The 12,675-nt window shown below is 62.7% G+C and carries 15 protein-coding genes; 10 read left to right on the forward strand and 5 right to left on the reverse strand.

Annotated elements, in window-relative coordinates:
• Window positions 1–65 precede the first annotated feature (65 nt).
• The 7 genes from AACZ65_RS06610 to grxD all read left to right on the forward strand — a co-directional run bounded on the left by AACZ65_RS06610 (window position 66) and on the right by grxD (window position 7,372).
• The gene (locus tag AACZ65_RS06610; protein WP_339669108.1) at window positions 66–2,543 is read left to right on the forward strand and encodes a penicillin acylase family protein; all 2,478 of its coding nucleotides are present in this window, start codon (window positions 66–68) and stop codon (window positions 2,541–2,543) included.
• Window positions 2,544–2,711: 168 nt separating this feature from the next.
• Window positions 2,712–3,248 carry a phosphoribosylglycinamide synthetase gene (locus AACZ65_RS06615; protein ID WP_339669111.1) on the forward strand — a complete coding sequence of 179 codons (537 nt, stop codon included), beginning with the start codon at window positions 2,712–2,714 and terminating at the stop codon, window positions 3,246–3,248.
• A gap of 178 nt (window positions 3,249–3,426) precedes the next feature.
• On the forward strand, window positions 3,427–5,592 hold the full coding sequence (purL, locus tag AACZ65_RS06620; RefSeq protein ID WP_339669113.1) for a phosphoribosylformylglycinamidine synthase subunit PurL: 2,166 nt from the start codon (window positions 3,427–3,429) through the stop codon (window positions 5,590–5,592).
• A gap of 251 nt (window positions 5,593–5,843) precedes the next feature.
• Window positions 5,844–6,377, forward strand: a complete 534-nt coding sequence (locus AACZ65_RS06625) for a hypothetical protein (RefSeq protein WP_339669115.1) — start codon at window positions 5,844–5,846, stop codon at window positions 6,375–6,377.
• A gap of 150 nt (window positions 6,378–6,527) precedes the next feature.
• Window positions 6,528–6,764, forward strand: coding sequence for a BolA/IbaG family iron-sulfur metabolism protein (locus tag AACZ65_RS06630; RefSeq protein ID WP_037269401.1), 237 nt, complete (start codon window positions 6,528–6,530; stop codon window positions 6,762–6,764).
• 5 nt (window positions 6,765–6,769) lie between these two features.
• Window positions 6,770–6,988, forward strand: a complete 219-nt coding sequence (locus AACZ65_RS06635; RefSeq protein ID WP_339669118.1) for a hypothetical protein — start codon at window positions 6,770–6,772, stop codon at window positions 6,986–6,988.
• A 21-nt stretch (window positions 6,989–7,009) separates the two neighbouring features.
• Window positions 7,010–7,372 (forward strand): Grx4 family monothiol glutaredoxin, encoded by a 363-nt coding sequence (gene grxD, locus AACZ65_RS06640; protein ID WP_037269394.1) that lies wholly within the window; start codon window positions 7,010–7,012, stop codon window positions 7,370–7,372.
• A 39-nt stretch (window positions 7,373–7,411) separates the two neighbouring features.
• Here grxD and speB read toward each other — a convergent pair whose 3' ends face one another.
• Entirely contained in the window at window positions 7,412–8,377 is a 966-nt protein-coding gene (speB, locus tag AACZ65_RS06645; RefSeq protein WP_339669121.1) for an agmatinase, read from the reverse strand.
• 12 nt (window positions 8,378–8,389) lie between these two features.
• Entirely contained in the window at window positions 8,390–9,553 is a 1,164-nt protein-coding gene (locus AACZ65_RS06650) for a M20 aminoacylase family protein (RefSeq protein ID WP_339669123.1), read from the reverse strand.
• Window positions 9,554–9,615: 62 nt separating this feature from the next.
• On the opposite strand from AACZ65_RS06650, the gene mazG reads away from it, so the two are divergent.
• The 3 genes from mazG (at window position 9,616) to AACZ65_RS06665 (ending at window position 11,286) form a co-directional block, all read left to right on the forward strand.
• Window positions 9,616–10,431 (forward strand): nucleoside triphosphate pyrophosphohydrolase, encoded by an 816-nt coding sequence (gene mazG, locus AACZ65_RS06655; protein WP_339669125.1) that lies wholly within the window; start codon window positions 9,616–9,618, stop codon window positions 10,429–10,431.
• 74 nt (window positions 10,432–10,505) lie between these two features.
• Complete coding sequence (locus tag AACZ65_RS06660) at window positions 10,506–10,886, forward strand: DUF2237 domain-containing protein (protein ID WP_339669127.1); 381 nt, start codon at window positions 10,506–10,508, stop codon at window positions 10,884–10,886.
• A gap of 4 nt (window positions 10,887–10,890) precedes the next feature.
• Window positions 10,891–11,286: a carboxymuconolactone decarboxylase family protein gene (locus AACZ65_RS06665; protein WP_339669130.1), complete on the forward strand. Its 396-nt coding sequence runs from the start codon at window positions 10,891–10,893 to the stop codon at window positions 11,284–11,286.
• Here the strand turns inward: AACZ65_RS06665 and AACZ65_RS06670 are convergent.
• From AACZ65_RS06670 to AACZ65_RS06680, 3 genes are read right to left on the reverse strand one after another with little or no spacing between them, the layout of a single operon-like run.
• Window positions 11,253–11,801 (reverse strand): helix-turn-helix transcriptional regulator, encoded by a 549-nt coding sequence (locus AACZ65_RS06670; protein WP_339669132.1) that lies wholly within the window; start codon window positions 11,799–11,801, stop codon window positions 11,253–11,255. The genes AACZ65_RS06665 and AACZ65_RS06670 overlap by 34 nt on opposite strands.
• Before the next feature lie 21 nt (window positions 11,802–11,822).
• Entirely contained in the window at window positions 11,823–12,257 is a 435-nt protein-coding gene (locus AACZ65_RS06675) for a hypothetical protein (protein ID WP_339669134.1), read from the reverse strand.
• Window positions 12,247–12,564 (reverse strand): hypothetical protein, encoded by a 318-nt coding sequence (locus AACZ65_RS06680; RefSeq protein WP_339669137.1) that lies wholly within the window; start codon window positions 12,562–12,564, stop codon window positions 12,247–12,249. Before AACZ65_RS06680 ends, AACZ65_RS06675 begins: the two co-directional genes overlap by 11 nt.
• Window positions 12,565–12,675: the final 111 nt, after the last annotated feature.

Consider the following 12,675-nt stretch of genomic DNA (forward strand, 5'->3'; position numbering starts at 1 on the left):
CTTGCCGGGGTTTTCTGACTATCCCCGGCAGGTGATGCAAGCGGAAAATAGGGCGGTGCCGGGGCATGTCAGGGCTGTTGAAATGGTTGTTGCGGCTGGCGAGCGGCGCGATCCTGCTGGCGCTGTTGGCACTGGTCGGCACCTATTTCCTGCTGTCGCGCTCGCTGCCAGACTATGACAAGACGCTGACCGTTTCGGGCATCTCCGCCCCGGTCGAGATCGTGCGTGACAATGCCAATGTGCCGCATATTCTCGGCCAAACCGATGCCGACAGTTTCTTTGGGCTGGGCTATGCCCATGCGCAGGACCGGCTCTGGCAAATGATGACCATGCGCCGCACCGTGCAGGGGCGGCTTTCAGAGGTGTTCGGCTCCCGCACTGTCAAGATCGACAGCACCCTGCGCCGGCTCGACCTCTACACGCTCGCGCGCCAGTCGGTCGCGGTGCAGGACGCCGAGACATTGGCGGCGCTCAAGGCCTATTCCGATGGCGTCAACGCCCGCCTGACCGAGATCAACCGCGAGGCACTGGGGCGCGGGGCACCCGAACAGTTCATTTTCAACGCCCCCATCGCCCCATGGCAACCCGCCGACTCCATCGCGCTGATCAAACTCATGGCGGTGCAGCTTTCCTCGCATCTCGAAAACGAGGTGCTTTTTGCCCGCGCCGCTCTGGCGCTGGAAGATCCGGACCGTCTTGCCGACATCATGCCTCTTGCGCCCGGCAGCGGCATCGCCGCCCTGCCCGAATATGCCGCCCTCTTTCCCGGTGCGGACTGGTCGCGCGTCGCGCAGAGCAAAGCCGAAACGGACGATCCGCTCTCGCCCTTCAAACATCGCGCCTTCGCCGGGGCCTCGAATGCCTTTGCCGCTGCGCCCTCGCGCTCGGCCTCGGGCGGGACACTTCTCGCCAATGATCCGCACCTGGGCTTTTCCGCGCCGAACATCTGGTATCTCGCCCGGCTTGACCTGAAAACCGGTGGCGTGATCGGCGGCACCATTCCCGGTATTCCCGCGATCCTGACCGGGCGCAGTGCGCGACTGGGCTGGGCAGTCACCTCATCCTATCTGGACGATCAGGACCTTTATATCGAAGAGGTGAATCCCGATAATCCCGATGAATACCGCACACCCGACGGGTGGAAAGAATTTCGCACCACGCGCTCCATAATCGAGATCAAGGATGCCGATCCCGTCACCCTCACCCTGCGCTGGACAGACAACGGCCCCGTCCTGCCCGGCAGCCATTACGATCTGGCCGAAGTGACCCCTGCAGGCCATGTGGCCTCCCTCGCCTGGACAGCTCTCAGCCCCGAGGATACCACCATGTCCTCGGCCATCGGCCTGATGCGCGCGCAGACTGTGCAAGAGGCGATTAACCTAAGCCGCCTTTACATCGCGCCTTCCCAGAACCTTACCCTTGTGGACCAAAGCACCATCGCCATGCGCCTGATCGGGGCCATGCCGCGCCGCGACGCCCGCCACGAAAGCGAGGGGCGCATGCCCGCACGCGGTTGGCTGCCGGAAAACCGCTGGCAAGGCATGCTGCCCTTTGCCGCCAACCCCGAATTCATCGCCCCCTCGGGTGGCATCCTCGGCAATACCAACAACAAGGTGGTGGATCGTCCCTTTCCCATGCATGTGAGCCACCTCTGGGGCGACACACAGCGCGTCCACCGCTGGCGCCGCCTGATGCAGGGCCGCGAAGTGCATACCCGCGACAGCTTTATCGAGGCGCAGCTGGACACCGTCAGCTTTACCGCCCGTTCGCTCTTGCCACTCATCGGCGCCGATCTGTGGTTCACCGGCGAAGCCGCCCCCGAGGGCACCCCCGAACGCCTGCGCCAAAGGGCGCTGACCATGCTGGCCGACTGGAACGGCGAAATGAACGAACACCTGCCAGAGCCACTCCTCTATGCCGCTTGGATGCGCGCGCTGATGGACCGGCTCATTCGCGACGATCTGGGCCCCCTCTCGCGCGAATTCGACCACCCCGATCCGATTTTCATCGAACGGGTGTTCCGCAATGTCGATGGCGCTGCCGCCTGGTGCGATGTCAAGCAGTCAACGGCGGTCGAGACCTGCACAGACATCGCGCGCATGGCGCTCGACGATGCGCTGATCTGGATTTCAGAGCGCTACGGCGCGTCGCTGGAAAGCCTGCGATGGGGCGACGCGCATCAAGCCACCCATGATCATCAAGTGTTGGGCGATGTGCCGCTCCTGCGCTATTTCGTGAATATCCGCCAATCCACCTCGGGGGGCGATAATACGCTCTTGCGTGGGCGCACGCGCGGCGGCAACGGGCCAGACCGGTTCCAGAATGTCCATGGCGCGGGCTATCGCGGGGTTTACGACTTTGCCGATCCTGACAGCAGCGTGTTCATCATCGCCACCGGCCAGTCGGGGCATTTCCTCAGCCGCTATTACGACAACCTGTCACAACTCTGGCGGCGCGGCGAATATATCCCCATGTCGCTCGACCCCGATCTGGCACGCGCGGCGGCGGTGGGGATCACGACCCTGCGCCCCGAAGCGCAATAGCAGCGCCCTCAGCCCCCCGCGCAGTCGTTAAGGCTTGCAGGGTCAAAGCGTTTCAACTTTTTTCATTCTATTTGGAACCGTGCCGTGCCTCCGGCGTTGACCCTCCAAGCGCGCATTCGGCGCGTTGATGCAAATCGCAGGACTGACCCTGCAGAAACGGAGGATACTATGACGTTCCGCACACTGGCTCTTGCAACGGCCCTTACAAGCGTTTCAGCCCTGACGGCCTTGGCCGCAGACGAAGGCGGCACTGAACGGCAGGCGCAAGACAACAGCGGCGTGGATGCCATCTATGAACAAGGCGAGGGCACAGCAGCAACCGCGCAGTCCGACACTTGGTCAGAGGCCACGGTGGCCGAGAATGGTGACATTCACGCACCCACCGATCTTGATCTGACAGCAAAAGGCGAGCGCGAGGCCAGCAAGACCCTCGTCGAGAATATTCTGGCAGAGGCCGAGACCGGCGCAAAGCTGACGTCGGTGGATGACAAGATCATCGGCGAAGTCGCCTCGCACGAGGGTGACAAAAGCGCAGAACACCTGATCTACGTCGATGTGAGCGCAGATGCCGACCTTGCGGCCGAGCGTATCGGATTTGAGGCAGGCACGCTCAGCGTCGGGGAAAACGGTGGCTTGGAATATGCCATGACGCTCGAGCAATTGCGCACCGCCGTGGCAGAAAAAGTCGCGACGATGACGCAGTAACGCCCCGCGTTTCACGGCGCGCCCCTCCCTCTCGGCGCGCCCACGGCCCGGCCCTCAAAGGCCGGGCCGCTTTGCTGTAATGCCCCAAAATCTCCCGCAGCCGATCACGCGCCCCTTCCCCCCGCCGCGCGGGTGCTTTAAAGACCCGCGCATGCACATCCCCGAAGGAGCCCGCCCGATGCAGGAACCGTCCATCACCCCCGATCTCATTGCGGCCCATGGCCTCAAGCCAGAGGAATACGACCGTATCCTCGAGATCATCGGGCGCGAGCCGACCTTTACCGAACTGGGCATCTTTTCGGCCATGTGGAACGAGCATTGTTCCTACAAATCGTCAAAGAAATGGCTGCGCACCCTGCCCACCACCGGGCCTCAGGTGATCTGCGGTCCGGGTGAGAATGCCGGCGTGGTTGATATCGGCGACGGTCAGGCCGTGGTGTTCAAAATGGAAAGCCACAACCACCCTTCCTATATCGAGCCTTATCAAGGGGCCGCAACCGGGGTGGGTGGCATCCTGCGCGATGTCTTCACCATGGGCGCGCGCCCCATCGCCTCGATGAACTCGCTCAGCTTTGGCGAACCGTCGCATCCCAAAACGCGCCAACTCGTGCATGGTGTCGTGGCGGGCGTAGGCGGCTATGGCAACTGCTTTGGCGTGCCATGCGCAGGGGGCGAGGTGCGCTTCGATCCGGCCTATAACGGCAACTGCCTTGTAAACGCCTTTGCCGCAGGTCTGGCCGAGGCAGACAAGATTTTCTACTCCGCCGCCTCTGGCGTCGGCATGCCCGTGGTCTATCTCGGGGCCAAGACGGGCCGGGACGGGGTTGGCGGTGCCACCATGGCCAGCGCCGAATTCGACGACAGCATCGAGGAAAAGCGCCCCACCGTGCAGGTGGGCGACCCCTTCACCGAAAAGCGTCTGATGGAGGCCTGTCTCGAATTGATGGCTACGGGCGCAGTGATTTCCATTCAGGACATGGGTGCTGCGGGCCTCACCTGTTCCGCCGTGGAAATGGGCGACAAGGGCGGTCTCGGCGTCAAGCTGCAACTCGACGCGGTACCACAGCGCGAGGCGAACATGACCGCCTATGAAATGATGCTCTCGGAATCTCAGGAACGCATGCTCATGGTCCTGCGTCCCGAGCTTGAGGCCGAGGCACGCGCGGTGTTCGAGAAATGGGACCTCGATTTCGCCATCGTCGGCGAAACCATCGCCGAAGACCGCTTTCTCATCCTGCATGGCAATGACATCAAGGCCGATCTGCCCTTGGCCACCCTCTCGGGCTCTGCCCCGGAATATGACCGGCCATGGGTGGAAACAGCGCCCGCAGTTCCGCTCGATGCGGCCAGCGTGCCTGGCGTCGATCCCATCGACGGTCTCAAGGCATTGATCGGCTCGATCAATTACTGCGCGCGGCAATGGGTCTATGAGCAATATGACACCATGGTCATGGCCGACACAGCCCGCACGCCGGGGCAAGGCGCAGGCCTCATCCGCGTGCATGGCACCGACAAACTTCTGGCCTTCACCTCCGACGTGACCCCGCGCTACGTCAAGGCCAACCCGTTCGAGGGCGGCAAACAGGCGGTGGCCGAGGCCTATCGCAACCTGACCGCCCTGGGCGCGGTGCCGCTTGCCACCACCGACAACCTCAACTTCGGCAACCCCGAAAAGCCCGAGATCATGGGGCAGTTCGTGGGCGCGATCAAGGGCATCGGCGCGGCGGTGGCCGCTCTCGACATGCCCATCGTATCCGGCAACGTCTCGCTCTATAACGAAACCGACGGTGCCGCGATCCTGCCCACGCCGACCATCGGCGCTGTGGGCATCATCCGCGATCCGGAAACGGCAATCACCGGACAGGCGCGCGACGGGCATGTGGCGCTTGTCTTGGGCGAAACCCATGGGCACCTGGGCCAATCGGCCCTTTTGGCCGAGGTGTTCAACCGGGTCGAGGGCGACGCGCCCCCCGTGGATCTGGCCGCAGAAAAACGCCACGGCGATTTCATCCGCGCCAACCATGCGCTGATCAAGGCCTGCACCGACCTTAGCGATGGGGGTCTGGCCCTCGCGGCCTTCGAGATGGCTGAGGCGGCAGGCGTGGGCGTGCAGCTTGACAGCGATGATGCCGCCACCCTCTTCGGCGAGGATCAGGCGCGCTATCTCATCGCCTGCAACTTCGATCAGGCCGAGGCGCTGATGATCGCCGCAGGTCAAGCGGGCGTGCCACTCGCCTCCGTTGGGCGCTTCACCGGCGACACCGTGCGCTTTGGCAAATCCGAGGCTCCGCTCGCCGAATTGTCGAGCCTGTTCCGGGGCACCTTCGGGGCGACCTTCGGCTAAGGAAGCAGGCACATCAGGATGGCGATTCTGGCCTGTTTCTGACGTTCGTCCCAATCTCCAAAGCGCGAACTCAAGGCGCGTAGCGCCGCCGCGCAGCGCCCGTCCGCCCCCTCGGACGGGCCCCGCGCGGCTCATCGCATAAGCGCAACGATCCCTTAAGACCACCCTCTCACCCCATCACATTATCCGGAGCCCCATGGCGCGGACACGGCCACCGTGGCAGGCTCGTGCCAGCCATGAAAGGATCGTCCATGCTTCGCCGCCTGCTTCTTGCCAGCCTTGTCCTGCTCGCCACGCCCCTCACGGCGCAGGACACCCCCCCAGAGCCAGAACCCGCGATGACGCTCGACCGGCTCGATACCATCATCCGCGCCCTCGACCCGCAAGCGCAGAGCAACGGAACCGTCTGGCAGCTCAGCGTCAATGACGTGCAGGTTCTCATCGTCACGGATGAAACCGCCGACCGGATGCGCGCCATGACCCCCGTTGCCAAGACCGAAGACCTTGCACCCGAAGACCTCAGCCGCATCCTGCAAGCCAATTTCGACACCGCTCTCGATGCGCGCTACGCCATTGCCAAGGATATTCTCTGGGCCGCCTTCATCCATCCGCTCAAACCTCTGGAAAAGGACGAATTCATCTCGGGACTGGGTCAGGTGGTGAACCTCGCCCAGAGTTACGGCACGCTCTATTCCGGCGGCGCGCTGCAATATGGCGGCGGCGACAGCGGTGCGCTGCAACGCGCGCTCATCGACGATCTGCTCAAGAAGGGCGAGGAAATCTGAACCTCGCCAGAGGGGGGCGCTGCCCCCCACGCGCCTTGCGGCGCTCCCCCCGAGGTATTTTGCGCCAGATGAAAGGCAGGTGCCACGCTCTCTTGCACTCCTCCCGGCGGCGCTCTACATCTTGGGCAAGACCTGACAAGGAGACCACCGATGGCCATGCTCGCCTCCGATCTCGAAGCCCTGATCCGCCAGGCCCTGCCCAATGCCAAGATCACCGTCGAAGGCGACGACGGCGTGCATTTCGCCGCCGAAGTGATCGACGAGAGCTTTCGTGGCATGAACCGCGTGCAGCAGCAACGCGCCGTCTACGCCGCGCTCAAGGGCAAGATGGACGGCCCCAATGGTGCCGTTCATGCGCTCGCACTGACAACCAAGGCGCCCGACTGAGCCTGATGGAACCCCGCCTTCTCGTTGCCTTGCTGATCTTACCCTTCGCTGGAATTTTTGCCTATACGATGTGGCATGAAATCCTCCGCTACCGCCGCGACGGGCGCGCCGCCTATGGCCTTGGCTATTGCGAAGAAACCGACAGCACCCATGTAACGCTTTTGGGCGACGATGAAACCGGGTATGACCCGGACGAGACCGACACCTCGGCCAAGGCCGATTGACAGACCGATAGGACACACATCATGACTGACGCCAAGACCCGCATCGAAGACACCGTGAAATCCGCCGATGTCGTGCTCTACATGAAGGGCACCAAGGACATGCCACAATGTGGCTTTTCCAGCCGCGTTGCGGGCGTGCTGAATTACATGGGCGTCGAGTTCAAGGACGTCAACGTCCTCGCCGATGAAGAAATCCGCCAAGGCATCAAGGACTATTCCGATTGGCCGACCATCCCGCAACTCTACGTCAAGGGCGAATTTGTGGGCGGCTGCGACATTATCACCGAAATGACGCTCTCGGGAGAACTCGACGAATTGTTCGAAAAATCCGGCGTGTCCTTTGACAAGGACGCCGCCGAAAAAATCCGCGAAGCAAACGCCTGATCTGGTGCGGGCGGCCGGAATGACCGGCCGCCTGTCTCTTTAACCCCGCCGGGTCCAGCCCCAGAGACAGAGCATTTCCATCAGAACATGCGCCCCCGCAATCGCGGTGGCCCCCGTGGTATCATAGGGCGGCGATACCTCGACCATATCCCCACCAACCAGATTGATCCCCGCCAGATCGCGCAGAATGATCGCGGCCTGCGCCGATGTCAGCCCGCCCCAGACCGGCGTGCCGGTGCCAGGTGCATAGGCGGGGTCGAGCGCGTCGATGTCAAAGGTCATATAAACCTGAGCATCGCCCACGATCTCTTTGATTTTACGCGCGATTTCCATCGGCCCTTCCAGATGGACCTGCCGCGCGTCAAGGGTGGTAAAGCCCATCGTATCGGGATTGGTGGTGCGTATCCCCACCTGCACCGACCGCGTGACATCGACAAAGCCTTGTTTCACGGCCTTGTACATCATCGTGCCATGATCGATCCGCGTGAGGTCGTCATCGACCCAGGTATCAGAATGGGCATCGAAATGCACCACCGCCAGCGGTCCGTATTTTTCGGCATGGGCCTGCAACAGCGGCAGGGTGATATAATGGTCGCCCCCGATCGCGAAACAGGCGGCACCCGCTGCGAGAATCCCCTTGGCATGGTCATGCAAGGCCTGAGGAAAAGCTGCCACTTGCGCGTAATCAAACGCCAGGTCGCCATAATCCACGATGCTCAGATGCGAGAGTGGATCATAACCATCCCAGCCATAGGGCGGATCATAGACCTGCAGCGCGCTCGCCTCGCGCACCGCGCGAGGCCCCATGCGGGTGCCGGTCCGGTTGGTCACGGATTGGTCGAACGGCACGCCTGTGATCGCCACATCCACACCGCTGAGGTCTTTGCTGTAGCGCCGCCGTGCAAAGGACAGCGCCCCACCAAAAGTGTTCTCATAAGTCAGCCCGCGCGGATCATCGCGCGCAAATGCCTGATCCACCTGCTTTTTCGCATCTTCCAGTGCCATGCTATTCCCCTCTCAGGCAATCGGTTGCGCGCGCTCGACCAGCCGCGCGAAAAACGAGGCGCCGATTGGCGCCACCGCATCGTTGAAATTGAATCCCGGATGGTGCAGCCCCGGCCCCTCGCCCTGCCCAAGAAACAGATACGACCCCGGACGCTCTTGCAGCATATAGGAAAAATCCTCGGCCCCCATCTCGCGCGGACGATCCGCGATGACGGCCCCCTCGCCCACCACCTCGCGCGCAATCTCTGCGGCAAAGGCAGTCTTGTCCGCGTCATTATAAGTGGCGGGATAGCCTAAATCGATCCGCACTTCGGCCCGCACCCCATGCGCCGCCGCTGTGCCCATGGCCACCTCGCGCAAACGCCTGTGCACCATCTGCTGCACCTCGGGCGTGAAGGTCCGGATCGTGGCGTTGATATAGGCGGTCTCGGGGATCACGTTATCGACCGTGCCGGTGTGAATCTGCGTCACCGAGATTACCAGATCATCCAGCGGATTGCGGTTGCGGCTGACAATGGTCTGAATCGCCTGCACGATGGCCACCGCCGCCACCACCGGATCAAGGCACTCATGCGGCATGGCCCCATGGCCACCCCGCCCGATCACGTCGATATGGAGCGTGTCCACCGCCGCCATGATCGGCCCCGGTGTGGTCTCGAACCGGCCCGCAGGCACCCCCGGCAGCGTATGCAGCGCATAGACCTGATCCACGCCGTAGCGGCTCAGCGCGCCCTCCTCGACCATGATACGCCCTCCGCCCGGCCCCTCTTCGGCGGGCTGAAAGAGCAGCACCACGCGCCCAGCGAAATTCCGCGTCTCCGACAGGTATTTGGCCGCCCCCAGCAACATGGTCGTATGCCCGTCATGGCCGCAGGCATGCATCTTGCCCGGGGTCTGGCTGGCATATTCAAGCCCGGTGATCTCGGTCATCGGCAGCGCATCCATATCGGCGCGCAGACCAATCGTGGGCCCATCCCCCCGCCCCTCGATCACCGCGACCACACCACTGGTCGCCACCCCGGTTTCGATCTGGGTAATGCCGAATTCGCGCAGGCGCTCGACCACAAAGGCCGCTGTCTGATGACAATCGAACCCAAGTTCGGGATGCGCGTGCAGATGCCTGCGCCAGGCCGTCATTTCCTCGGAAAACCCGGCAATTCGATTGATCACGGCCATCTCTGGACATCCCTTCCTTCTCGCGTCAGGGTCCACTCAACCCCAAAGACGAGGCCGCCGCAATGCCTGACGACACGCTCATCCACGATCCCCTTGGCGGCTTGCCCCGCCTCATCGCCATCATGGCCCGCCTGCGCGATCCCGACACGGGCTGCCCCTGGGATATCGAACAGGATTTCGCCACCATCGCGCCATACACGATTGAAGAGGCCTATGAGGTGGCCGACGCGATTGAACAGGAGAACTGGCAAGAATTGCGCGGCGAATTGGGCGATCTTCTGTTGCAGGTGGTGTTTCATTCCCAGATCGCGCAGGACCGGGGCCTGTTTGACGTTCAGGACGTGGCCAACGCCATCTCGGATAAAATGGTCGCGCGCCATCCGCATGTGTTCGGCTCCGAGAGCCGCGACAAGACCGCCGAACAGCAAACCCGCGACTGGGAGATGGTCAAGGCCGCCGAACGCGCCGCTGAGGCCAAGACCGGCACGCTCGACGGCGTGGCGCTTGGCCTGCCTGCGCTCCTGCGCGCGGTCAAGCTCCAGAAACGCGCCGCGCGCGTTGGCTTTGACTGGCCAGACTCTTCTCATGTTCTCAACAAGATACGCGAAGAAGTTGAGGAACTGCATGAAGCGGCCACTGAGTTGACCCAAGACGCGGTGGAAGAGGAATTCGGCGACCTTCTCTTTGTCATGGCAAATCTCGCCCGGCACATGAAGCTCTGCCCCGAAACCGCCTTGCGCCGCGCCAATGCCAAGTTCACCCGGCGTTTTGAGCGGATCGAGGCGCTCTTGGCCGAACGTGGTTTGCGCCCGTCAGACTCGGATCTGGCCGAAATGGACGCTCTTTGGGATCAGGCCAAGGCCGAGGAACGCAGCTAGTTCCATCCTACAACCGCTTGTAATCACGCCCAAAACCCGCCACTCTGCTGACGACTAGCAAAAGGACCGACCCAATGACGATCATGGATGAGGCCCGTAATGTTCTGGGTGAGGCTCTGGAAGCCTGCTCGACCAAGCCGCTCACCGGCTTTTTCCGCGACGGCCATTGCAACACCTGCGACGCGGACCACGGCAGCCATACGGTCTGCGCGGTGATGACCGCTGAATTTCTGGCCTTTTCCAAGTATGTCGGCAACGACCTCAGCACGCCGCACCCGGAATTCCAGTTTCCCGGCCTGAAACCGGGCGATCAATGGTGCCTCTGCGCCGCGCGCTTTCTTCAGGCCCATGACGAGGGCTGCGCCCCCATGGTGCGGCTCGACGCCACCCATGTGCGCGCCCTCGAAATCGTGCCGTTCGAAGTGCTGCAAGAGCACGCCGCCCCGGAGAGCTGAGAGAATGGCGACTGTCCCCCTTCTGTCCGATTCCGAGGCCAGCCCCGAGGCGCGCGCCGTATTCGACGACATCCGCGCCACCCGTGGCAGCGATTTCATCAACAATTTCTGGCGCGCGCTGGCCCATGACCCGGCGCTCTTGCGCGCAACCTGGGACCGGCTCAAATCCGTGATGGGCCCCGGCACAATCGACCCGCTGACCAAGGAACTGATCTACATCGCCGTGTCGGTCGCCAATGGTTGCGAATACTGCGCCCATTCCCACACCGCCGCCGCACGCGCCAAGGGCATGACGCCTGAACAGCATGGCGAATTGCTCGCGGTCATCGGCATGGCCTCTCAGACCAATGCGCTCGCCAACGCCCTTCAGGTCCCGGTCGATGAGGTGTTCAAGGCCTGACGGTCCGCCAACCCAACATCGGGCACCGACGGCAATGGCCCCTCCATCAGATCGTCGATAAAGAGGCTCAAGAGCTGCGCGCGGCTGTTCACGCCAGCCTTGCGATATATCGCCGTGCTCTGCGCCTTGACCGTCCCCTCCGAGGTGTTGCGCAGCGTGGCAATATCGCTGGAGGATACGCCCTTTATGGCAAAAAGCGCCACGTCACGCTCTGCCGGGGTCAGCCCCCATGCCGTAAATCGCTCTTCCAGCACCGCCATAAAGGCCCCCGAGGCCAGTCGCAGATCGGACTCCGCCTTGTCGCGCCGCCGCGCCGACAGCACCATGAGCCGCGCCGTCACAATGACCCCGATCACAAGCCCAAAGGCCGCGCCAATCTCGATGAACTCATAAAGCTGCCAGTTGATCGGCGTGACGCGCAGACCAAAGAGATTGGCCAGAATGTCATACAGAAAAAAGAACGCGCAGGCGAGTTGCACCGCAAAAAGCAGGATATACCCCGCCCGCGCCCTCATGCGCCCAATCCTCGGCAGGTCTTAGTCATCGTCCTTCTTTCGCCGTTTGTCGTCGTCACTGTCGAGCAGGTAATCGTCCTTGCCTTTGCGCTTACGCTTACGCTTGCCGTCGTCGTCAATGTCGGTCCAGTAATCGCGCAGGATCGCCCCCGTCGCGGGGTTGAGGATGATCTCGCGCCGCGTGTCGTCCTCACGAGCGATGATCTGGACCCGCCCCAAGAGCGTCGTCGTGACCGCGATGTCCTCAAACCCCTGTCCCCGCAGCTGCGCCACGATCCGATCGGCGGCGGTCTGTGCACCCGCAGGCACGGCAAGGACAATTGCGGTTGCGGTCAAAGCGGTCAGAATCAAGCGACGCATGGCACCCTCAGGCAAGAGCAAGGCCCGCACGCGAAACCGCGCGCAGGCCGGATAGCCGCCAGACTGGCGGCTGGACCCGTTTCGGTCAATCGTCATCGCGCTTGTCACGTCCGACAAAATCGCGATCCCGGCTGCGATACTTGACCCCAACCGAGATGTCATCGTCATACTCGGCGCTCTCGATTTCGCGCTTGAGCACGGCGCCGGTGGTGCTGTCATAGACCACTTCCAGCTTTTCAGCGCCGCGTATCGCCTCGATCTTGGTCTGGGTCCGCCCGGTCTTGACCTCGATCCGGTCATACCCCTCGGCCTGAAGCGCGGTGACCTCCGTGTCGATCAAGGGGCTGGCCTCAGCCATGACGGGCAAAAGGGTAGCAAGCGCGGCATACACGATAGGTTTCATAAGCAATCTCCACTGGTGTCTATCACTGAACCGGCGGCGGCATGCCCCCGGATGAGCCCAGATTGACCCCAAGCAAAAGCCCCGGCCACTGGACCGGGGCTTAAATACGCC

The sequence above is a fragment of the uncultured Roseovarius sp. genome (genome assembly GCF_963972555.1).
Classification (GTDB): Bacteria; Pseudomonadota; Alphaproteobacteria; order Rhodobacterales; family Rhodobacteraceae; genus Roseovarius; species Roseovarius mucosus.